At 50.8% G+C, this 22,570-nt stretch carries 21 protein-coding genes; 13 read left to right on the top strand and 8 right to left on the bottom strand.

Features of this window, described 5'->3' with window-relative positions; translation table 11 throughout:
* Positions 1–37 precede the first annotated feature (37 nt).
* Positions 38–1,408, bottom strand: a complete 1,371-nt coding sequence (locus NA197_RS15120) for an NAD-dependent succinate-semialdehyde dehydrogenase (RefSeq protein WP_064000778.1) — start codon at positions 1,406–1,408, stop codon at positions 38–40.
* A 40-nt stretch (positions 1,409–1,448) separates the two neighbouring features.
* On the opposite strand from NA197_RS15120, the gene NA197_RS15115 reads away from it, so the two are divergent.
* Positions 1,449–1,592 (top strand): hypothetical protein, encoded by a 144-nt coding sequence (locus NA197_RS15115; protein ID WP_158003465.1) that lies wholly within the window; start codon positions 1,449–1,451, stop codon positions 1,590–1,592.
* Between the two features lie 11 nt (positions 1,593–1,603).
* Here the strand turns inward: NA197_RS15115 and NA197_RS15110 are convergent, their stop codons facing one another.
* The gene (locus tag NA197_RS15110; RefSeq protein WP_064043455.1) at positions 1,604–2,539 is read right to left on the bottom strand and encodes an Rpn family recombination-promoting nuclease/putative transposase; all 936 of its coding nucleotides are present in this window, start codon (positions 2,537–2,539) and stop codon (positions 1,604–1,606) included.
* Positions 2,540–3,017: 478 nt separating this feature from the next.
* Between NA197_RS15110 and mdtM the strand changes: the two genes are divergently transcribed.
* From mdtM to hypT, 7 genes are all read left to right on the top strand, one after another.
* Positions 3,018–4,259, top strand: a complete 1,242-nt coding sequence (mdtM, locus tag NA197_RS15105; RefSeq protein ID WP_371062075.1) for a multidrug efflux MFS transporter MdtM — start codon at positions 3,018–3,020, stop codon at positions 4,257–4,259.
* 86 nt (positions 4,260–4,345) lie between these two features.
* Positions 4,346–5,617 carry a DUF445 domain-containing protein gene (locus NA197_RS15100; protein WP_001033037.1) on the top strand — a complete coding sequence of 424 codons (1,272 nt, stop codon included), beginning with the start codon at positions 4,346–4,348 and terminating at the stop codon, positions 5,615–5,617.
* Positions 5,618–5,836: 219 nt separating this feature from the next.
* Positions 5,837–7,021 carry an MFS transporter gene (locus NA197_RS15095; protein WP_000233263.1) on the top strand — a complete coding sequence of 395 codons (1,185 nt, stop codon included), beginning with the start codon at positions 5,837–5,839 and terminating at the stop codon, positions 7,019–7,021.
* Positions 7,022–7,893: 872 nt separating this feature from the next.
* On the top strand, positions 7,894–8,565 hold the full coding sequence (locus NA197_RS15090) for a nucleoside recognition domain-containing protein (protein ID WP_000068752.1): 672 nt from the start codon (positions 7,894–7,896) through the stop codon (positions 8,563–8,565).
* Complete coding sequence (locus NA197_RS15085) at positions 8,562–9,023, top strand: YjiG family protein (protein WP_000211979.1); 462 nt, start codon at positions 8,562–8,564, stop codon at positions 9,021–9,023. Before NA197_RS15090 ends, NA197_RS15085 begins: the two co-directional genes overlap by 4 nt.
* Before the next feature lie 12 nt (positions 9,024–9,035).
* Positions 9,036–10,208, top strand: a complete 1,173-nt coding sequence (iadA, locus tag NA197_RS15080) for a beta-aspartyl-peptidase (protein ID WP_001113064.1) — start codon at positions 9,036–9,038, stop codon at positions 10,206–10,208.
* A 118-nt stretch (positions 10,209–10,326) separates the two neighbouring features.
* The gene (hypT, locus tag NA197_RS15075) at positions 10,327–11,235 is read left to right on the top strand and encodes a hypochlorite stress DNA-binding transcriptional regulator HypT (protein ID WP_023234380.1); all 909 of its coding nucleotides are present in this window, start codon (positions 10,327–10,329) and stop codon (positions 11,233–11,235) included.
* A gap of 5 nt (positions 11,236–11,240) precedes the next feature.
* Here the strand turns inward: hypT and NA197_RS15070 are convergent, their stop codons facing one another.
* Entirely contained in the window at positions 11,241–11,975 is a 735-nt protein-coding gene (locus tag NA197_RS15070) for an aspartate/glutamate racemase family protein (protein WP_000683247.1), read from the bottom strand.
* A 238-nt stretch (positions 11,976–12,213) separates the two neighbouring features.
* Complete coding sequence (locus NA197_RS15065; protein WP_000907671.1) at positions 12,214–12,744, bottom strand: Hcp family type VI secretion system effector; 531 nt, start codon at positions 12,742–12,744, stop codon at positions 12,214–12,216.
* A 717-nt stretch (positions 12,745–13,461) separates the two neighbouring features.
* Here NA197_RS15065 and trpS point away from each other — a divergent pair.
* The gene (gene trpS, locus NA197_RS15060) at positions 13,462–14,475 is read left to right on the top strand and encodes a tryptophan--tRNA ligase (RefSeq protein ID WP_023227010.1); all 1,014 of its coding nucleotides are present in this window, start codon (positions 13,462–13,464) and stop codon (positions 14,473–14,475) included.
* On the opposite strand, the gene uxuR is transcribed toward trpS, so the two are convergent.
* Positions 14,476–15,249, bottom strand: coding sequence for a Uxu operon transcriptional regulator (gene uxuR, locus NA197_RS15055; protein WP_000841654.1), 774 nt, complete (start codon positions 15,247–15,249; stop codon positions 14,476–14,478).
* A gap of 349 nt (positions 15,250–15,598) precedes the next feature.
* Between uxuR and NA197_RS15050 the strand changes: the two genes are divergently transcribed.
* Positions 15,599–16,264 (top strand): dienelactone hydrolase family protein, encoded by a 666-nt coding sequence (locus tag NA197_RS15050; protein ID WP_064043140.1) that lies wholly within the window; start codon positions 15,599–15,601, stop codon positions 16,262–16,264.
* A gap of 16 nt (positions 16,265–16,280) precedes the next feature.
* Here the strand turns inward: NA197_RS15050 and NA197_RS15045 are convergent, their stop codons facing one another.
* From NA197_RS15045 to NA197_RS15035, 3 genes are all read right to left on the bottom strand, one after another.
* A complete protein-coding gene (locus NA197_RS15045; protein ID WP_064043139.1) occupies positions 16,281–16,742 on the bottom strand; it encodes a DUF302 domain-containing protein in 462 nt (153 codons plus the stop codon).
* Positions 16,743–16,946: 204 nt separating this feature from the next.
* Positions 16,947–17,858 carry an STM4504/CBY_0614 family protein gene (locus NA197_RS15040; protein WP_064043138.1) on the bottom strand — a complete coding sequence of 304 codons (912 nt, stop codon included), beginning with the start codon at positions 17,856–17,858 and terminating at the stop codon, positions 16,947–16,949.
* A 352-nt stretch (positions 17,859–18,210) separates the two neighbouring features.
* On the bottom strand, positions 18,211–18,819 hold the full coding sequence (locus NA197_RS15035; protein ID WP_058116253.1) for a DUF1062 domain-containing protein: 609 nt from the start codon (positions 18,817–18,819) through the stop codon (positions 18,211–18,213).
* Positions 18,820–19,306: 487 nt separating this feature from the next.
* On the opposite strand from NA197_RS15035, the gene NA197_RS15030 reads away from it, so the two are divergent.
* The 3 genes from NA197_RS15030 to NA197_RS15020 all read left to right on the top strand — a co-directional run bounded on the left by NA197_RS15030 (position 19,307) and on the right by NA197_RS15020 (position 22,476).
* On the top strand, positions 19,307–19,564 hold the full coding sequence (locus NA197_RS15030) for a YjhX family toxin (protein WP_001054380.1): 258 nt from the start codon (positions 19,307–19,309) through the stop codon (positions 19,562–19,564).
* Positions 19,565–19,568: 4 nt separating this feature from the next.
* Positions 19,569–21,200, top strand: coding sequence for a class I SAM-dependent methyltransferase (locus NA197_RS15025; RefSeq protein WP_077950663.1), 1,632 nt, complete (start codon positions 19,569–19,571; stop codon positions 21,198–21,200).
* Positions 21,201–21,759: 559 nt separating this feature from the next.
* Positions 21,760–22,476 carry a YebC/PmpR family DNA-binding transcriptional regulator gene (locus NA197_RS15020; protein WP_000532939.1) on the top strand — a complete coding sequence of 239 codons (717 nt, stop codon included), beginning with the start codon at positions 21,760–21,762 and terminating at the stop codon, positions 22,474–22,476.
* The last annotated feature ends 94 nt before the right edge of the window (positions 22,477–22,570 follow it).

Raw genomic sequence — 22,570 nt, 5'->3', positions numbered from 1 at the left:
AGCCAGGCCCCTCCCGTTTTCAGAGGGGCAACAGGGATTAGCAGCGCACCACTACCAGCTTCTGGTTCACAAACTCCTTAATCCCCAGATCCGATAGCTCGCGTCCGAAGCCCGAACGCTTAACGCCGCCGAACGGCAGCTCCGCTGCGGTGTCGGTCAGCCAGTTGATATAAACCATCCCGGTTTCAATCCGGGAGGCCATGCGTTTAGCACGCTCAATATCCTGACTAAACACCGCGCCGCCCAGGCCGTAGTGGGAATCGTTGGCGAGTTTTACCGCCTCATCATCGTCTTTCACCACATACATCTGCGCCACCGGGCCGAAGAACTCTTCAAAGTACGCCGGGTTGTCACGCGTAATATTGGTCAGAATGGTCGGCTCAAAGAAGTTGCCTTTGCTTTCCAGCGGCTTGCCGCCAATGTGCAGCGTCGCGCCATTTTTTACCGCTTCCTCGACCTGTCTGGTCAATGTTTCCAGCGCATCTTTCGACGACAGCGGCCCCAGTTCGGTAGAAGCGTCCATCTGATCCCCCACCTTCACCTTCCTGAACGCCTCGGTGAACTGGCTGAGGAATTGATCGGCGATTTTCTCATGCAGGATAAAGCGCTTCGCCGCCGTACATACCTGCCCCGCATTAGTGAGCCGTGCCTGCACGCCAATTTTCACCGCTTTCTCAAGATCGGCATCGTCCAGCACGACGAACACATCGTTTCCGCCCAATTCCAGCGTCGATTTTTTAATGTGCTTCGCCGCCTGTGCCGCCACGGCGCTCCCCGCTTTTTCAGATCCGGTTAGCGCCGCGCCCTGCACGCGCGGGTCGGCGATGATGTTCGCCACCTGATCGGAGGAAATAAACAGGTTGGTCCATGCGCCTTCCGGCGCGCCGGCTTCACGCACCAGATGGGCAAACGTCTCGGCGCAGTGCGGTACGATGCTGGCATGTTTCGCCAGCACCGGGTTACCAGCGGCCAGGTTCGGCGCCAGCACACGCATCAACTGATAGTACGGGAAGTTCCACGGCTCAACGGCCATGATGACGCCAATCGGATGATGTTCTACCCACGCGTCGCCAAACTCGGTTTTATAAGGCACCGGGGCAAGAAACTGCTTCGCGTTATCCGCATAATAGCGAGCGATCTGCGCGCACAGTTTGACTTCGCCACGGCTCTGCTCGATGAGCTTGCCCATCTCCTGGCTGGCGATTTTTGCCAGTTCTTCAACACGGCTGTCGATCAAGTCAGCCAGCTTATGCAGTACCGGCAGACGTTGGTCAATCTCTCCCTTAGACCAGTCGGAGTGATAGAGCGCGTCAGCTTTTTGCAGCGCGGCTTCAATATCCGCGTCCGTGTGCGGGGGATACTCTTTAATGAGCTGATTATTGGCAGGATTCACTGTCTGGTAAGCCATATCACATGTCTCCTTGTTATCGCCATTAAGGCAGCCGTAAATGCCGCTCAGAACAATAAGGGTAGTAGAGATGGCTGGCGCTATCGGTAAAGTTCGGTATATTCGTGCGGTTATCAGCGATAATTATAGAGAGCGTCGCCCGGCGGGCACCGGGCCTGCAACATTCAGACTGGAACCGCGTTAGTGGCTAACATCCTAAAGCTCTTCAGCCGTAAGGCCGGTGAACCGCTGGATAGTCTCGCGGTCAAGTCCGTCCGCCAGCATCTGTCTGGCGATACGCAATGCGGCAACATGCTGACCTTTTTCCAGCCCTTTTTCTAATCCTTCCTCCAGACCGACCTGTCTCCCTTGCCGTTCCCCTTTTCTGCGATCCGCTGCGCGGATCCTCTCTATCAGCGTCATCAGTCTCTCCTTAGTGTGCGGGACATGCCCTACCACATCACGAATAAACGTGGTGAAACGAGGCGTATGTCCGTGCTGAATCATAAGATAATTAAACAGCGCTTTAAGCTGCCTGTCATTAGCGCAACCAGTAACTAACAGCGAAGCAATCCGTTCAACCAGTCCCAGCAGGTCCCGCTGGCGGATATGTTTTTGGATGAGCTCCAGCAGCGCAATGCGGCGGTGCTGCATAATGTCATCATCCGATACCACCGTAATATCGACCAGCGGAAAGGCAGCGGCATAGAGTCTTCTTGCCACTTCCGGGTTCGCAAACTCATCCAGCCAGCACAGCGAAAAAGGATACGGGCTATCAACACCGTGATAAAACAGCATCGGCACCACCAGCGGAAGATGCTTATGCCCCGCATCCAGATGCTGTTGCATTGCCGCCATCGCATACCGCATCAGCCGAAACGCCATATGCGCATCCGGCGTACTCTGATGTTCAATCACGACATAGATATAACCGTCGCCCTCGCGCGTTTTCAGCGACCAAAGCACATCGGAATAATAGGCTCGCAGATTTTTTTCAATAAAACTGCCGGGCTCCAGCTTTAGCGTCCGCAGGTCGCGCTGGCGTAACGACACCGGCAGATGAATCTCCATAAAATCGCGGGCGGTTTCCGGGTGGCGCAAAAAGGTTTTAAACACCGCATCATGCGGTGTTGAGGTCGTCGATTTTTTCATGGCGCTCCGTCATCCCAAACCAGGATGCTGCGACTCTACCTCCTGAAAATTCCTTTCTCATCCGTACCTTTTCAGCATTGCGAGGCGCGACGGAAGATAAATCCTGTTATCTGTAATGCACATGCATTTTCGGAACTGAACACGCAAAATACCAGCCTGCGCGCCCTGCCTTTATCTTTATTAACCAGACAAACTCTTTTGATTAACATCAAAATTTAATTACACTTAATGTGTATATTTTCCGTGCAACGTAAATTTCCCGAGGTGTGATGTGCTGATTGTTATCTGTAATCGCCACACGTTCTGACGAGATTCAGAACGCGTCTCTTCCTGTCTGTGTTTTCACCGGCAGCGTTTTTGATTACATGAAATTCAGTACATCCGCAGCCGCTGTTTCCATCGCCTGCCTGACGTCACGATGACGGTATTGAGTTTCGCTATCCCATCATGGGGTTCTCCGACATGGAGCGCATTTTTTATGCAACGGATTATTCAGTTTTTCTCCCAACGCGCCACAACGTTATTTTTCCCGATGGCGCTGATTTTGTACGATTTTGCCGCCTATCTGACGACGGATCTGATTCAGCCAGGCATCATTAACGTCGTGCGCGATTTTAATGCTGACGTCAGTCTTGCGCCGGCCTCGGTCAGTCTCTATCTGGCGGGCGGAATGGCGTTGCAATGGCTTCTGGGGCCGCTATCCGACAGGATTGGCCGCCGGCCAGTGCTGATTGCAGGGGCATTAATTTTTACTCTCGCCTGCGCGGCAACGCTGTTGACGACCTCAATGACGCAGTTTCTGGTTGCCCGTTTTGTGCAGGGCACCAGCATTTGCTTTATCGCAACGGTCGGCTACGTCACGGTACAGGAGACCTTCGGTCAAACCAAAGCCATTAAGCTGATGGCGATTATTACCTCCATTGTGCTGGTCGCTCCGGTTATCGGCCCGCTCTCCGGCGCCGCGCTGATGCACTTCGTTCACTGGAAGGTGCTGTTCGGTATTATTGCGGTGATGGGACTGTTGGCGTTGTGCGGCCTGCTGCTGGCGATGCCGGAAACGGTGCAACGCGGCGCGGTGCCGTTCAGCGCGGTGAGCGTACTGCGCGATTTTCGTAATGTGTTTCGCAACCCGATTTTTCTCACCGGGGCGGCGACGCTGTCGTTGAGCTACATCCCGATGATGAGCTGGGTGGCGGTGTCGCCGGTGATCCTGATCGATGATGGCGGGATGAGTACTTCGCAATTCGCCTGGGCGCAGGTGCCCGTATTCGGCGCGGTGATCGTGGCCAATATGATCGTTGTGCGCCTGGTGAAAGATCCGACCCGACCGCGTTTTATCTGGCGCGCCGTACCAATCCAGTTAAGCGGGCTGGCGACATTACTCCTCGGTAATCTTCTTCTGCCGCACGTCTGGCTTTGGTCTGTGCTGGGCACCAGCCTGTACGCGTTCGGCATTGGCATGATTTTCCCGACGCTGTTTCGCTTCACGCTTTTCTCCAACAACTTGCCAAAAGGGACGGTTTCAGCCTCGCTGAACATGGTGATTCTGACGGTGATGGCGGTGTCGGTCGAAGTTGGCCGCTGGCTGTGGTTTCACGGCGGGAGACTGCCGTTTCACCTGCTGGCAGCGGTGGCCGGGGTGATTGTGGTCTTCACTCTGGCGACACTATTACAGCGCGTGCGCCAGCATGAGGCGGCAGAACTGGCCGCTGAGAAGTAAACACTCTGCCGGATAGAGGCTTATCCGGCACAGGATAACCTGATGTTTTTTGCACGTTCCTGCCGTCTGGCTCTATCCTTAACCCTATGAATAAAATCGCCGAACTCAAACGCGCCAAACGCCTGGCGCTCTCACTGTTGCTGATAGCCGCCGCGACGTTTGTGACCACGCTTTTCCTGCCGCCCAGTTTTTGGGTGCTGGGCGTAAAAGCTATTGCCGAAGCGGCGATGGTTGGCGCGCTGGCGGACTGGTTTGCCGTGGTGGCGCTGTTTCGCCGCATTCCCATTCCGTTTATTTCACGACATACGGCGATTATTCCCCGTAATAAAGACCGAATCGGCGAAAATCTTGGGCAATTTGTGCAGGAGAAGTTCCTTGATACGCAGTCGCTGATCGCGCTAATCCGCCGCCATGAACCCGCGCTGCTTATCGGAAACTGGTTCAGCCAGCCGGACAACGCCAGCCGGGTCGGGCAGCATCTGCTGCAAATTATGAGCGGCTTTCTGGAACTGACCGATGACGCCCGTATTCAGCGGCTGCTCAAGCGAGCGGTACATAAGGCGATTGATAAAGTGGATCTTTCCGGCACCAGCGCCCTGATGCTGGAAAGCATGACCAAAAACGATCGTCACCAGGTGTTACTCGATACGCTGATCGCCCAGCTTATCGCCCTGTTACAGCGTGACAGCTCCCGAACATTTATCGCCAGACAGATCATACGCTGGCTGGAGACCGAACATCCGTTAAAAGCGAAGATTCTGCCGACCGAATGGCTGGGAGAACACAGCGCTGAACTGGTCTCCGACGCGGTAAATTCTCTGCTGGATGATATCAGTCACGACCGCGCGCATCAGATTCGTCATGCCTTCGATCGCGCGACGTATAGGCTGATCGATAAACTTAAACATGATCCGGAAATGGCTGCCCGGGCAGAAAACATTAAAAGTTACCTGAAGGAAGATGAGGCGTTTAACCGTTATCTCGGCGAGATCTGGGCGGATCTACGTCAGTGGTTAAAAACAGATATCAACGCCGAAGACTCGAAGGTGAAGCAGCGCATCGCTCATGCCGGACAATGGTTTGGCGAGACGCTTATCGCCGACGACGCATTACGCGCTTCGCTTAACGGTCATCTGGAACAGGCCGCGCACCGCGTCGCGCCGGAATTCGCCGCCTTCCTGACGCGCCACATCAGCGATACCGTAAAAGGCTGGGATGCGCGCGATATGTCGCAGCAGATTGAGCTTAATATCGGTAAAGATTTGCAGTTTATCCGCGTGAACGGCACGCTGGTCGGCGGCGCTATCGGTCTGGTGTTATATTTACTGTCGCAAATACCGGCACTGCTCAGTATCTAAGAAGGGGAAGGCGCAATTCTCGTTCAGATTAACTGCCAAACCCCGCACGTGGGAGGCATTAATTTAATGTCATTTCCCACCAATGCCCCTCTTCTCAATCCGTTATTCGCCTGCGCCTCACTTTCTTTTCTTGCAAACTTGAAACATTAATTTTACTTTTTATTATCATTTACAACAACAATCCGGCATTCCTGCCTTACTTTAGCAAAGAGAAAAACCATGGTTCATGCTCAGAGCGCTTCACCTCGCCATCCCATTTTTACGGCGCTTTTCGGTATGATGGTATTGACGCTGGGGATGGGAGTTGGCCGCTTTCTGTATACACCCATGCTGCCGGTAATGCTGGCGGAAAAGCAGCTAACGTTTAACCAACTCTCCTGGATTGCCAGCGCCAATTATGCAGGGTACCTGGCGGGAAGCTTACTGTTTTCCTTTGGCCTTTTTCATCTCCCCTCTCGTCTACGCCCCATGCTGCTGGCTTCGGCGGTCGCCACCGGTATTCTTATTCTGTCTATGGCGATATTTACTCAGCCCGCGGTCGTCATGTTGGTGCGCTTTCTGGCAGGTGTCGCGAGCGCGGGAATGATGATTTTTGGATCAATGATTGTGTTGCATCATACCCGCCATCCGTTTGTGATCGCCGCGCTCTTTTCCGGCGTCGGGGCCGGGATTGCACTGGGTAACGAATATGTCATTGGCGGTTTACATTATGCGCTTTCGGCCCATTCGCTATGGCTGGGGGCCGGGGCGCTCGCCGGTATATTGCTATTAATCGTGGCAATATTGATTCCCCCCCGCGCTCATGCGCTGCCGCCTGCGCCCTTAGCAAGAATCGAAAATCAGCCTATGCCCTGGTGGCAACTGGCGCTGTTGTACGGTTTCGCCGGATTCGGCTACATCATTGTCGCTACCTATTTGCCGCTGATGGCGAAAAGCGCGGGCTCTCCGCTACTCACGGCGCACCTTTGGTCGTTGGTCGGCCTGGCGATCATTCCCGGCTGCTTCGGCTGGCTGTGGGCAGCAAAACATTGGGGCGTCCTGCCATGCCTGACCGCGAACCTGTTGATCCAGAGCGCCTGCGTGCTGCTGTCTCTCGCCAGCGACTCGTTGTTGCTGTTAATACTGAGCAGTATTGGTTTTGGCGCCACGTTTATGGGCACAACCTCGCTGGTGATGCCGCTTGCCCGACAGCTCAGCGCGCCAGGCAATATTAATTTGTTAGGCCTGGTGACGCTAACGTATGGTATTGGGCAAATTCTCGGTCCGCTCGCCGCCAGTCTGTCAGGCAATGGCGCGTCGGCAATTATCAACGCCACGCTTTGCGGCGCCGCGGCGCTCTTTTTTGCCGCGCTGATCAGCGCCGCGCAGCAGATAAAACAAAAACGGTTTGTGATACGTGAATAAGCGGTAGAGTAAACCCGCGCTATCTGCACCGGGTTGTATCTTTAACGCTATTCGCGGCGCAATGCGGATCTGTTTTTAATAGCACATCCTCAACACGTTATTTCACGGTAAAGATGCCACTAAAAACCATACTTATTCTATGGTTTTTAGTGTTATCAATCTGCCTATTATTTTATATACCCTTCCTACTTCAAGTTGCTTATGTGTTGGCTACGGGATTACTCGGCCCATCCATGGGCCTCGCCCTGACGGGCCGTTGCTCACCCCAGTCACATCGTTATCTATGCTCCTGGGGACTCACTCCCTTGCCGCCTTTAAGCAACTCGAATTATTTTGGCTATATATTCCATTATGATGATTATCGCTTCCTCTCAAATCATCACAATTACAAATAAATCACATCAAGAAATTAATTCGATTATTCGTTTTTTATTACCTGCCCGTAGGATTCTTAGGGCGCAAGCTGACCCATCAGCGGCTACTGACCTGACCGTGACAATTCCTCTTAAGGCGCGAAAAATTACAGTAAAAAAGTAAAATTTAGGTTAAAAAATTCTATTTTTTAACAACGATAATTAAGTGGCGTGAAATTGACTAACGTCAAATTTATTTCCCCTTTTTCCTGCTCCCGGCTCCGGCCTGCGTCAACACCTGTTTCTTTGCTTTTTTACCGCGCGTTATACCGTCCACGGTTCCCCGCGCCTCCGGCAGTAGCGAGGATGGTGATTTTTCGCGCTGTTATGCAAGAAACGCATAGCACGATACATACTTGCATTTTGTCCTTACCCTTATGGCTGATAAGGTCTTTCTGTTTCGGGCTTTTTGGCCTGTGGCTACAACCAACACATCATCAAAAAAATTCGGGGATCGCTATGGCGCAACAAGTGGACGGGGCGGCCATGCCGCTTGATACAGAAAAGGTCGGGATAAAGGGATACCTGGCGTTTTTTCTCACCATTATTTTCTTTTCCGGCGTATTTTCCGGAAGCGAAGGCTGGTGGCGCGTTTTTGATTTTACCGTACTCAACGGGTCATTCGGTCATGTGACCGGTACGCAGACCTTTCGCGGCGCAGGCGGAACGGGCGCGAAAGATGGCTTCCTTTTTGCGCTGGAGCTGGCGCCGTCGGTTATCCTTTCTCTGGGTATCATCGCGATTACGGATGGGCTTGGCGGTCTGCGGGCGGCACAGCAATTGATGACGCCCATCCTGAAACCATTGCTTGGCATTCCCGGCATTTGCTCACTGGCGCTGATCGCCAACCTGCAAAATACCGACGCCGCGGCGGGTATGACCAAAGAACTGGCGCAGGAAGGCGAAATCACTGAACGCGATAAAGTGATTTTTGCCGCCTGGCAGACCAGCGGCAGCGCTATTATCACCAACTATTTCTCCTCCGGCGTTGCGGTATTCGCCTTTCTGGGAACGTCAGTCATCATTCCGCTGGTGGTCATTCTGCTATTCAAATTTATCGGCGCAAACCTTTTGCGCGTCTGGATTAACATCGAAGAACGCCGTCACCCTGCGCAAGGAGCCCAATCATGACGACTCAGGTACGTAAGAATGTCATGGATATGTTTATCGATGGCGCACGCCGCGGTTTTACCATCGCCACGACCAACCTGTTACCCAATGTGGTCATGGCATTTGTCATTATTCAGGCGCTGAAAATTACCGGTCTGCTCGACTGGGTAGGCCATATCTGCCAGCCCGTGATGGCGTTGTGGGGGCTTCCCGGCGAAGCGGCTACGGTGCTTCTGGCTTCGCTGATGAGTATGGGCGGCGCCGTTGGCGTGGCGGCCAGTCTGGCTACCGCCGGCGCGCTAAGCGGCCACGATGTTACCGTACTACTGCCAGCCATTTACCTGATGGGAAACCCGGTACAGAATGTCGGCCGCTGTCTCGGTACTGCCGAAGTCAACGCCAAATATTACCCGCATATTATCGCAGTCTGCGCCATCAATGCGCTGCTGTCGATCTGGGTCATGCAGCTTATTGTTTAATAAGGAGTTATCATGCCTGATTTATCCGCCGCGGAGTTTACCTTATTACAGGGTGCGCACCTGTTTGCGCCAGAAGACCGGGGCATCTGCGATGTTCTGCTCGCGAATGGCAAAATTATTGCCGTCGGCGCTGACATCCCCGGCGATATCGTACCGGACTGTACGGTGATTAATCTTAGCGGTCGTATGCTGTGCCCGGGCTTTATCGACCAACACGTTCATCTGATCGGCGGCGGCGGCGAAGCGGGGCCGACGACGCGGACGCCGGAAGTCTCCCTGAGCCGCCTGACGGAAGCCGGGATAACAACGGTCGTCGGCCTGCTTGGCACCGACTCCGTCAGCCGTCATCCCGCGTCGCTGTTAGCCAAAACGCGAGCGCTAAATGAGGAGGGGATCACCGCCTGGATGCTCACGGGCGCTTATCACGTTCCGTCGCCGACCATTACTGGCTCGGTAGAAAAAGACGTCGCGCTGATCGACCGCGTCATTGGCGTGAAATGCGCAGTCTCCGACCACCGTTCCGCCGCGCCCGGCGGGAATCAACTCGCCAGCATGGCCGCTGAATCACGCGTTGGCGGCCTGCTGGGCGGTAAACCCGGTGTCAGCGTTTTTCATATGGGCAGCAGCAAAAAAGGGTTACAGCCGCTGTATGACATCCTGGAAAACAGCGACGTGCCGATCGGTAAACTGCTGCCTACCCACGTCAACCGTAGCGAATCGCTTTTCGAGCAGGCGCTGGCGTTTGCGCTTAAAGGCGGCGTGATCGACATTACCACCAGTATCCCGGATCCCGTCGCGCCGGCGGAGGGCATTGCCAGAGCGGTAAAAGCCGGCGTCCCGCTTTCCCGGGTGACGCTCAGTTCAGACGGTAACGGCAGCCAGCCGCTATTTGACGCTGCCGGAAATCTGACGGGCATCGGCGTCGCGGGCTTCGAAAGTTTGCTGGAGACGTTGCAGACGCTGGTTAATCACTACGGATTCAGCCTGACCGATGCTCTGCGTCCGCTGACGACCAGCGTAGCCGCCTTCCTCAGTCTGGACGGCAAAGGCGAAATCCGTCCCGGTAACGATGCGGATCTGCTCGTCTTTAGCGCAGATTTACGCATTGAGCAGGTGTATGCGCGCGGCAAACGCATGGTCAATGAGGGGAAAGCCTGCGTAAAAGGTACCTTTGAACCGGCGTAATTCCCGCTAGTTTCAGGCTGCCCCATCACGGCATTCTGAAAGAGGACGGGATAAGCGGTTGTCAGCCGCCCGAATGGACGTAGAATGCCCCTTCGGGCGGCTGACAGGATAACGGTAAATGGATGTAACTGGAGCAGGTTTGCACAATATTGAGACAAAATGGCTGTATGATTTTCTGACGCTGGAAAAGTGCCGCAATTTCTCTCAGGCCGCCATTATCCGCAACGTATCGCAACCCGCTTTTAGCCGGCGGATTCGCGCCCTGGAACATGCCGTGGGCGTTGAACTGTTTAACCGACAGGTCTCGCCGCTACAGCTTTCCGAACAGGGTAAAATCTTTCACTCCCAGGTTCGCCACCTGTTACAGCAGCTGGAAAGTAATCTGACCGAACTGCGCGGCGGCAGCGATTATACGCTGCGTAAAATCAAGATTGCCGCCGCCCACTCGCTCTCCCTCGGCCTGTTGCCGACCATCGTTAAGCAGATGCCGACGCAGTTTACCTACGCCGTTGAGGCGATAGATGTCGACCAGGCGGTGGATATGTTACGTGAGGGGCAAAGCGATTTTATCTTTTCTTATCACGATGAAAACCTGCAACAAGCGCCGTTTGATAACATCCGCCTGTTTGAGTCGAAACTGTTTCCGGTTTGCGCCAACAATGGCCGGGGCGAGCCGCGCTATACGCTTGAGCAGCCGCACTTTCCCCTGCTTAATTACAGTCAGAACTCCTATATGGGCCGGCTGATAAATCGTACCCTGACTCGCCATGCTGAACTGAGTTTCAGTACATTTTTCGTCTCTTCGATGAGTGAATTGTTAAAACAGGTTGCGATGGACGGCTGCGGAATCGCCTGGTTGCCCGAGTATGCTATCCGTCAGGAGATTACCGACGGGCGCCTGATAGTGCTTGATGCCGACGAACTGGTTATCCCGATCCAGGCTTATGCTTATCGCATGAATACCCGCATGAGTCAGGTAGCCGAAACATTTTGGCGCAACCTGCGTGGGCTTCAGGCCGCGCTGTAAACACATCAGGCGGTAAGGCGTTGTTCCCCGGTCAAAGAGGCGCGGGTGTCTGGCCAGGACTCATACCAACGAATCGCCGCGCGCACCAGCGACGCTGTGGAATCAATCATCGGGCACGCTATCGCGCGTTCATGTCCGGCCACAATAAGCGGAATTTCGGTACACCCCATAATAATTGCCTGAGCGCCACGGGCAATAAGGCTATCGATTTGCGGCAGCAGCAGCGCTTGCGCCGCAGTTTTATCACCACGTTTAAGCGTATAAATAGCCTGCATTACCAACGCCTGCCCCGCGTCTTCTGGCTGAATTAACGTCAGCCCCCGCGCCAGCGCTTTCTTTTGATATAACCCGGTCGCCAGCGTCGCATTGGTCGCCAGCAGACCAACGTGCCGCGCCGATGGCGGAATATCCCCCAGGGTAGCGTCCAGGATGCTGATCATTCGCGCTTTCGCGACGTTCTGTAAATCATCAAACCAATAATGCGCAGTGTTGCATGGGATAACGATACACTCTGCCCCGGCGTCTTCCAGCATATGCAGATAACGCTCCAGATAACGGTATGGCGAAGGCCCGCCGGATAACAGACATGCTGTACGATCGGGAATATCAGGGATAGAGCTGACAATGAGCGGGATGTGTTGTTGATCACAACTGGCATGTCGCAATTCAACAAATTTTTCCAACATATCCGCCGTTGCCGCAGGTCCCATCCCCCCCAGTATCCCAATGGTGTGTTTCATCGCTTTTCCCGCTTATTTACGTCAAGGTCAGAAACACACTATCAACTTGATGTGTATATAAAAAATGCCGTTTTATTAGCGGCTATGCGTAAAAATCATAACGGGTGTAAGGGCCACGCGTTATCGCCTTTTCAGGCAATCGATTGGTTACATGAGCGCTCATCGACCTTCGCAAGCCGCTAAATGCCATTTCGCTATACAGCATCGCCCACTGCGAGTCCGCAAACTTGTTTTGTCCTCATCGCCACAGCGCCTGTCGGTGAAGGGGCCGCCGTGTTTTGCTTTTCGACGCTAATGCGGGAATATCCCAGCGAATATGGCTATAAACCAAATCCACGGTCTCCGTGGCGCTGCCTTCGGCGTCGCCATGATTGCTCATGCGTGAAATTCGCACATTAGTGAGCGTATAAATAATAAATGGCAGCATTGCGCCCTTATCACGACGGCATAATGTCAGCACGCCTTCTTTCACCGTTTTCCCGTTACAATAGTGCTCATAGAGGCCAGGCGTAGCAAGATCGACAGGCTTTGTCAGCGTCAATCCTCCAATATATGTCCCTCTCGCTTCGCCGGACTCCCGTTTCGTCGGGTTGTGGTTGTAAGCAATAAGTTTTATTTGGTTTTCAAAACCTTTGATCCGGCTTTCGCCTTCAATACCGTCCAGTTTTAAATAGATGGCGTCCATCCCCCCTCCGTGATTATCATGCGGCAAAGCAGGCTGACAAGGACGGAACGCCAACAATGAAAGAACGTTCCATTTTCCAGCCATTTCGTTGGTGTCTCTGTATACCAGATTAAATACCGACAATCTGCTATAACTGGATTCTTGCTAAATACCTTCTGCCATCAACAATCCATTTTACAATAGCGCTACTGACCTGAAATCTATTACGCCTGGCATTCAAGCATCGTTTCCTGAATAACCATAGCCGCTATAAGAACCATATCAAAAAAGAAATATCAATATCATTTCTTATTTTTATCCGAGAAATTACTTAATTCCACAGAATCGGAATATAGACAATTCTTATTCCTTTTCACATCAATGGGTTTTTTAGACTTTTGTCATATCGAAAACAACCATTCCAATAGAACATATTTACTATGTGAATATATTTAATGTTTTTATCGCGCACAGTGTTATCACAGTAATAAATGATTTGCATCAAAAATGCGCCTTTCAGCGCCACGTATTTTTGGGCAGCAAATTATAAAATCGCGTTTCAAAGTCAGTAACATGTTCTCTGTTCAGGCGATATGACTTTATGCCCGGACGACACGCCAGCCGCTTTACCCTTACGTTTAGTCGTGATACGTTAGATCACATGAACACGAAACGATCCAACGCTACGCAACGTCATCTCCGCTGGTGGCTGCCTTCCTGAAGGCGGCACGGATCACTATCCCTTTTTAAGTAGCCGCCGAAAGGCGGCTACTGCGTTTCGGGACGTCTTTCGGCTTTACAGTAAGCATAAAGGAGTCCTTAATGAGCACCCTTCCCATCATTCTGACTGGCGATCGCCCCACCGGCTCGTTGCACCTCGGCCATTATGTCGGTTCACTGCGCCAGCGCGTCGCGCTACAGCAGGATCACCAACAGTATGTCCTGATTGCCGACCTGCAGGGACTCACCGATAACGGCAGTAATCCGCAAAAAATCCGCGATAATATTCCGCAAGTGTTAGCTGACTATCTGGCCGTCGGCATCGATCCCGCGCTAACGACGATCTGCCTGCAATCCGCGTTACCCGCCCTCGCTGAATTAACGGTGCTGTATATGAATATTGTTACCGTCGCCCGGGTGGAGCGTAATCCTACGGTAAAAAATGAGATTGCCCAAAAAGGCTTTACCCGTTCCCTGCCGGTCGGGTTCATGGCGTATCCCATTAGCCAGGCGGCAGATATCACCGCCTTTAAGGCCGAAATGGTACCGGTTGGCGACGACCAATTGCCCATGATTGAGCAAACGAATGAGATCGTTCATAAGATGAATAGTCTTTTCTCCTCGCCGGTATTGCGACCCTGTCAGGCGCTCCTGAGCGATACGGGTCGTCTGCCCGGCATTGACGGCAGCGCCAAGATGTCGAAATCGCTCGGCAATACCCTGCTTCTTTCCGCCAGCGAAGAGACCATCCACCGTGCGGTCAGCGCGATGTACACCGATCCCAATCATTTAAAAATTAGCGATCCGGGAAAAATAGAAGGTAACGTCGTCTTTACGTGGCTGGATGCGTTCCATCCGGATAAAGCCAAAGTCGCGGCGATGAAAGCACATTATCAACAAGGCGGATTAGGCGATCGTGTCTGTAAAAATGAGCTGGAGACCTGCCTGCAAGAACTGATCGCGCCAATACGCGAACGACGGGCAACCTTTATTGCGGATAAGGGAATGCTAATGGAATTGCTGAAAAAAGGTAGCGAGCGGGCGCATGAGGTCACTCAAAAGACGCTACAGGAAGTAAAACGTGGACTGGGTCTGCCCACGCTATTCCAGGTATAATCAGGCATCAACGTTGTCCAGCGGCCATGACTCAAACAGATAGCCATCAAAGTAGATGTCATCAACATTGGAAAACTCCAGCAGACGCTGCTTCACGTTTTCCAGGTGCTGCCACATCGCCAGCTTCGCTGCGCGGGCGTCTTTCTTAATTAACGCCGCGAGGATCTGCTTATGATCGACCAGCCACTCCTTACGGTAAAGCGTATCGCCCAGATGGCTATGAAGCTGGAGCCACATCGGATTATTTTCACGCCATTGCCAGGACTGACGGAAGAGCTCTACCAACATACTGTTATGGGTCGCTTCGGCAATGGCCAGATGAAACTGCATATCGCCGCTTTCTGAGCCGCCCGGCGCGCTGGAGGCGAGCTCTCGCTCTTCCAGTTGTAACGCCTGGCGCATTTTAATGATGTCTTCGCGGGTGGCCTGCAGAGCGGCAAATTCAGCGATATTGCTTTCCAGCAACTGACGCGCCTGTAACAGTTCAAACGGCCCGGCGTCATTACAGTGATTGACGTCAGCGCCTTCCATCTCGTTATTATCCGCGCTGTCGAGCACGTAGATCCCGGCGCCGCGGCGGACTTCAACCAGACCTTTAATTTCCAGCATGATCAGCGCTTCACGCACGACGGTACGCGTCACATTGAGCCTCTCAGCGATCTCTCTTTCCGGCGGCAAGCGCTCCCCGGGGCGGTACGGCGTCTGCACAATCAGATCCCGTATCATTGCGCCCACTTCCTGGTAAGGTCTTTGCTGAGAAGTGTTTGATTTCATATTGGTCGTGCCCGTCCGATGCGATTTCCCGGTATCAGACTATAGCATTTGTAAAGAGGGATAGCACGCGTAGCACACCAAAAACGCGAAACTGGTCAACCAACAAAATAATAATGCGCCCCGTTTCGCTAGTGAGGCCAGATGAAAGGAAAGGCAGTAGACAATACACGACTGATGTTCCACCTTTAGCCCTGATGCCTGAATATGAACAGCACATTGGTTTACCAATATAAAATTTATCAACCAAAAATCAGGCCATAAAATGTGTCTGTACATTGACAGGAACAATGTCTCTGACATAGCGTGATCGGCGAAAATCCAGCCGCTCTCTTTGTATCAAGAACGCGTTATGATAAAAGACACCGTGTTTTTCGCCCCAGGCGTATCCGGGGGAAGCAACGCCTCCAGTTTGTCGAGCCGCCATCGCCGAGCAGCGATTATTCTGCATGAAATTTATGGTATTAACGCTCATATCCAACGCGCAGGCCATGAATGGATGACGCGCGGATTCGACATCTATATTCCCGCGCTGTTTCCTCACCATACCCCCTTTCGCTATGAACAGCAGGAGGAGGCTTACCGTCACTTTTCAGCAAATGTCGGCTTTGATCCCGCCGTCGTTACCACGTTACTCCACGAGCTCAGAACGCATTATGAGACGTTAATCGTCGTAGGATATAGCGTCGGCGCAACGCTCGCATGGCTAAGTGCAGCCAGTGGGTTATGCGATGGCGTCATTTGCTATTACGGTTCCCGTATACGCCAGTACCTTCATCTTGCGCCTCTCTGTCCGACACTGGTTATTATCGCGCGTTATGAGCCGGCATTTGATCCCCTCGCCATGCGACAGACGCTGGAAAAGCGCCCCCGGGTGCAGTGTAAAATGTACGATGCGCGACACGGGTTCTGTGATGCTGATAGCGCCACCTTCGATGCCGCCTTATCTCATCAGGTAATGGACGATGTGAGCGCATTTACTCGCGACATCACTTGTGCAAACACATCGCCCGATTGAAGCCAGATTTTCAGCTTTAGTGGAGACTTTTTTCAACGAGCTGTTCCAGTTTTTTCAAAGCCTGTATGTCTGCGGCATCAAGACCATAACGTTGCAGCGTTTCAGCGGGATGATAACTGACCAACGTTCGCCCATCGACCTGCTGGCTAATGAGCACCCGAAACGGTAAATCCAGCGCCAGTTCGGGATGCGCCAGCATGAGAGGCGTTCCGCCTTTAGGATTGCCAAAGACCAGAACCGTTGTCGGCGGCATTTTCAGGTTAACATTCTGTGCCGCTCTGGCATGGTCAAATTCCCCAAATAACACCAGACCGTGATCGGCGACAGCGTGTATCAACCGCGCTCGGGTCTGCAAATAGTCATAAGCGCTGTAGGTTTTAACCATGGTTATCGCTCCATCCTCCGTTGCAAAGCCAGGCCTTATTAAGATTAACATCAGGGTTACCGCCAATAAAAAAGGCTTTAAAATAGTGCTCATTCTTCTCTCTCCCTGACCCAATACCCATGAGTAAATGCGACACAGATGATATGCAGTTTAAAAATCAGTCATCGTACTGTACCCCTTATTATTGCACTGAACAGCTCATCACTAAAAAAACAGACGGCAGAACAAAAAATTCCGACGTCTGAACAAATTTAAATAACGATGATGCAGTCTGACTGAGCGACAGCGCGATCATTATTATGGCGCGACACCATCTTCTTCAGCCCGCTGGGTAAGAAAAAATATACTCCGCTCAGTAAGATAATAAATACTACAGGCCAACTCTTCAGAGATACGGAGCATCATTGCGTAGTGATGATGCGATTTTTCTGGCGCCATCGGCAGAAATATTTCTGACTCCAGCACGTTACTTAAAAAATGAAATTTATGTACATATTCAGCAGATATAACGCCTCTCGCCATCAGATTAGCCATTAGTGTATTTAAACTATCTTGTTCATGATATACGATACCTTTTCTCTCATGAATTCTGAGAATAACGCTTCTGAAGGCTGCATGACATTCCCTTACGACACTGGCAAAATCATTAAGTATCAGGCGATTATACGCTTCCATAAGATCATATTCGACAAAGCCATACTCTCCAGGGGAGTACAAATAATAACATATGTTTTTAAGCCGTTTTATTCTGCGCAACCTTACAATTCTACCATTTTCATAGCGATATTTTAAACTATGCTCATGAAATATATTATTTAATTCACTAATCGCCTTATCCGGTTCTAACCCAAGCGTAACTTCATAGGTTCGAAGGTAGGTATCTATATAGTTAAAAGCAAGCTCAATGGTATCAATATGTTTTCTTTTATCATCTGTTTTTAATAACAGATTACTCATTTCATCCAGATATGACGTTGAATGCGCATATAAGGTGAATAAGCCATACTCTTTGCGCAACGTTTTACATATTCTTCGATAAACTTCGTCAGAATGACTATTATGATAGCAGTATAACGTCATATCATAAAAAGAGGAGCAATTCCCTAACGTATTAATAATCAATAAGATTATTTGCTCGCGTATTTCTAACGGAATATCTTCATATAACAGATCGCTATGCCTTAGTGAGTATGGTCTAAAGGTGTGCATTCCTCCCCCTGTAACCGCAGCAGAAAAAATTACGCTATGAATAGCGCCACATTACTCTAATTCAGTGGTTCAGGTATTAATATCAGCTCAACAGTGAGTCATTTTTTCTTATTTTTTAATGGTGTTGCGTGAATATTTATTTACTCTACAGATAATTGTAACCCATCGCCCTTTGTCATTCTGCTGATCGTCACTGGTGCGAAAATCTGGATTATCCGTGGCGATTCAGTCTTCACTGAATGCCACAGACAAGCGTTATTCAACTAAAGCTCACCTGTCCCTTAGTCCTTCTTTCATTCCGTTGCGTCGTTGCCATACCAGCACACTTAAACGTAAGGTGAGCTTATTGTTTTTATCGACGGGTCAGAACAATCCTTCGCCGGTCATACAGTGTTTCAACAGAGAGCTGCAAATCATATTTCGCATTCTTCAGTTTTCGCGATTTAAGCATTTTCACCGTGACGCCACTTATTTGCCCTGTTTCAATCCGTCTCTTGATTTCGGCTGCGCTTAGCAGGAGTTGCTTCTTCAAAATCGACAGCAGGCTGACCTGAAAAGAACGGGAAATCCTGACGCTAACACTGACCTGCTTGTGGGAGGCGATACTGACCAGCCACCGTTCCTGAATGTGAAAATCAGGCTGCCCCGATAATTCAGCATTGTTTCGCTTCAGGATCGCGTTGTCATAAGCAAAATATTGCACCGTGGCAGCATCATTCGCCATCAGCCGGCAATAAAGATTGCGGTTAATTTTGCTGACTGGCAGGCGCGAGAACAGGGAGATATTCCAGGTGTAATCGCAGTGTGTGCATTTATAGATACTCCAGACATCGAGTACCTTCTTTTGCGAATTAACCCGAAATGCCCCAGAAGGCGTGAAGTCCCGTTTTACGCTGCATGAAGGGCAACGTTTCGCTATGCGCTGATACCCCACAGGAGTGACAGTCCATATGACTTTCATAACGTACCTTTTTTAACCCATACAAAACCGGATCCGAACTCAGCGGACCATAAATGTTTGTGTATGAAAAATATTTAAGTGATATTTTTCAGCGGGTTAAAAAAAGATTTCCAACGCTACAACCCTGTCAACGGCCAAAAGATACGTCGAGACTATCAAAGCGGCCATTATCGGGTATATGAGTTTAATCAATATTCATTATGGTAATTGCGGGAGCTATTCATCTGATACGCTAAACGTCATGAGCCTCCCTTTGAGATCACACTTTTCACTCCCGGTTATTCACTTACAGAAATCAGGTGTTATCATTCACGACGTAAATACCTTTCAACTCAACCCGAGGCTTTGATGCTGGAGAATGTCATCATCTGATAATCAGTTACCCGACCTTTTCAGGCCGGACTGATTATCAATGCGCCGAAATCGAATGCGGACACCGCAGTGTGTTTGCACGTTTTGCCTATGATGATTAAACAGGTTCTTCAGTATGAATTTATCCCGTCAGGAACAACGTACCTTACACGTTCTCGCCAAAGGCGGACGCATTACGCACATCCGCGATGCGTCAGGCCGCGTCACCGCCGTTGAGTGCTATAGCCGCGAAGGGCTGTTGCTCGCCGATTGCACGCTCGCTGTATTCAAAAAACTCAAAACCAAAAAGCTGATCAAATCCGTTAACGGTCAGCCCTACCGCATTAATACAACCGGGCTGAACAACGTTCGCGCCCAGCCTGACAATCGCTAAGGAGATGATGATGGATATCAGCGCCGTTATTTTTGCAACGCATCGCATTCGGCTATTACCCGATGAAGGCAAAATCCCCTGGGACGAGCCAGCCTTCAGCCAACGCATGCTGGAAAATCATCTGTCGCAGGACCACGACTGGGCCAGCCGCCGGCTAACCGTGATTGAGCAACAGGTAACATGGATTACCCGTCAGTTACCCGCAGGCGCCCGCATTCTGGATCTCGGCTGTGGCCCCGGTTTTTATACCCGCCTGTTAGCAGAGCGTGGGTTTCACTGCACAGGCGTAGATTTCTCTCCGGCATCCATCACATGGGCTCGCCAGCAGGCGCAAGCCGCAAACCTGAATATTGACTACATTCAGCAGGATATTCGTACATACCACCCCACGGAACCTTTTGATTTCATTATGATGACGTTTGGGGAACTGAATGTCTTTAGCGCTGCGGATGCGCAAAGCCTCATCAGTCATTGCGCGCAGTGGTTGAAACCGGACGGCAAACTGCTTGTTGAAGTGCATACCTTCGATGAAGTTAAACGCCAGGGCATGGCGCAGCCAGGCTGGCAGCGTTGTCCGCACGGCCTGTTTCTTGCCGAGCCTCATCTGCTGTTAACGGAAAATGCCTGGGATGAAGAGGCCCAAACCAGCTCAACGCAGTTCTGGGCGATAGCGGAAAACGGCTGTACCACCCGTTTCGGCAGTCAAATGAAGGCCTGGCGCGATGATGAATATATCAGCCTGCTTGGTGATGCTGGCTTCACTGTGTTGCAGCGCCCGGACAGTCACACCTGGCCGGTCGGCGAGACTTTTGCAGGCAAGCTGTTTGCGCTGCTGGCTGAAAAAGCATCCACTTCTGAGGGTATTGCCCTCAGTAAAAGGAATAACCCAATGGATATCCCACGTATTTTTACCATTAGCGAAAGCGAACACCGTATCCATAATCCGTTTACAGCGGAAAAGTACGCCACGCTGGGCCATGCGTTACGCATGAAACCAGGCACGCGGATTCTCGATCTCGGTAGCGGTTCGGGTGAGATGCTCTGCACCTGGGCTCGCGATTACGGTGTTACAGGTACTGGCATTGACATAAGCCCGCTCTTCACCACACAGGCAAAACAACGTGCAGAAGAGCTCGGCGTCAGTGAATACGTACATTTTATTCATAACGACGCGGCCGGTTATATCGACGAGGAAAAATATGACGTGGCGGCCTGCGTAGGCGCGACCTGGATTGCGGGCGGTGTCGCGGGGACAATAGATCTGCTGGCCAAAAGCCTCAAACCTGGCGGGATCATTCTCATCGGTGAACCGTACTGGCGTCAGATCCCCGCAACGGAAGAGATCGCCCACGCCTGTGGCGTCTCATCTGTCGCCGATTTTCGCCCCCTGCCCGAGCTGGTCGCCTTTTTCGACCAACTCGGCTATGACGTAGTGGAAATGGTGCTGGCGGACCTGCAAGGCTGGGACAGATATGAAGCCGCGAAGTGGATGACCATGCGCCGCTGGCTGGAGGAAAACCCTGACGATGAGTTTGCGCAAGAGGTTCGAACAGAACTGACGGTAGCCCCCAAACGTCACGTCACCTGGACGCGAGAATACTTTGGCTGGGGCGTATTTGCGTTAATCGCGCGGTAACGTAAAGCAGGAGGTATACCCTACAAGAGGTATACCTCCATTTAAAAGTATTCAACAAATTAACGCGGCTCAAGGCGGGAATATATCGTCTTAGAGACTATCCCACCAGGCGTTATTGGCGCAGCCAGTTTGGACACGGACAGCGCACAAAAACCGGAGCGTACACGTAGTACGTGAGGATTTTGAGCACTGCCCAGGTCCAAAATGGCAAGTAAAATAGCCCTAATGGGATAGGCTCTTAATTTCGCCATTAAGTTTCTGCCACAATATGTCGCAAAACGTGCAAGCGTTCCACCTCACCTGCTGAGCGAAACCACCATCAATAAGACGTTATTGCTGCGATTCAATTATTAAGAATAAAAAAAGAACCAGAAGAAAATTAAAAAATGACTTACCCACCATATTAGCTATTGTTAAAATCAAAGTAATCCTCCGTAAAAGCTGGAACTTTTTATTTCTCATAGACGAGAATTTATATATTATGATATAATACGGCAGAAAAACATGCAGGTTATTAACCTGCCATTAATGTAAATAATTCTTTGAGGAGATGTTTCCAGTGGGACGTAAATGGGCAAATATTGTTGCTAAAAAAACGGCTAAAGACGGTGCAACGTCTAAAGTATATGCAAAATTTGGTGTAGAAATCTATGCTGCGGCTAAACAAGGTGAACCAGACCCGGAATCAAACTCAGCTTTAAAATTCGTTATTGAACGTGCGAAACAAGCACAGGTTCCAAAACATGTTATTGATAAAGCTATTGATAAAGCCAAAGGTGGCGGAGATGAAACGTTCGTGCAAGGGCGTTATGAAGGCTTTGGACCAAATGGTTCAATGGTTATCGCTGAAACGTTGACGTCTAATGTTAACCGTACGATTGCTAATATCCGCACAATTTTCAATAAAAAAGGCGGGAATATCGGAGCGGCAGGTGCTGTCAGCTATATGTTTGACAATACTGGAGTGATTGTATTTAAAGGAACAGACCCTGACCATATTTTCGAAATTTTGCTTGATGCTGAAGTTGATGTTCGTGATGTAACCGAAGAAGAAGGAAACATCGTTATTTATACTGAAGCTACAGACCTGCACAAAGGAATTGCAGCGCTAAAAGCAGCTGGAATTACTGAATTTTCAACAACAGAATTAGAAATGATTGCTCAATCAGAAGTTGAACTTTCACCAGAAGATTTAGAAATCTTTGAAGGACTTGTTGATGCCCTTGAAGATGATGATGATGTGCAAAAAGTATATCATAACGTTGCAAACCTCTAATTATAAATTAAACAAATCTGTCTCTATGGCAGATTTTTTTAATTTATAAAGCTGTTATAAAAAAGTCTATCTGGCCGGGATCTCAAAAAATGCC

Source organism: Salmonella sp. NW884, from assembly GCF_051700745.1.
Classification (GTDB): Bacteria; Pseudomonadota; Gammaproteobacteria; order Enterobacterales; family Enterobacteriaceae; genus Salmonella; species Salmonella enterica.
The sequence above is the reverse complement of the archived record's forward strand: the minus strand, read 5'-3'. Positions and strand labels throughout refer to the sequence as shown.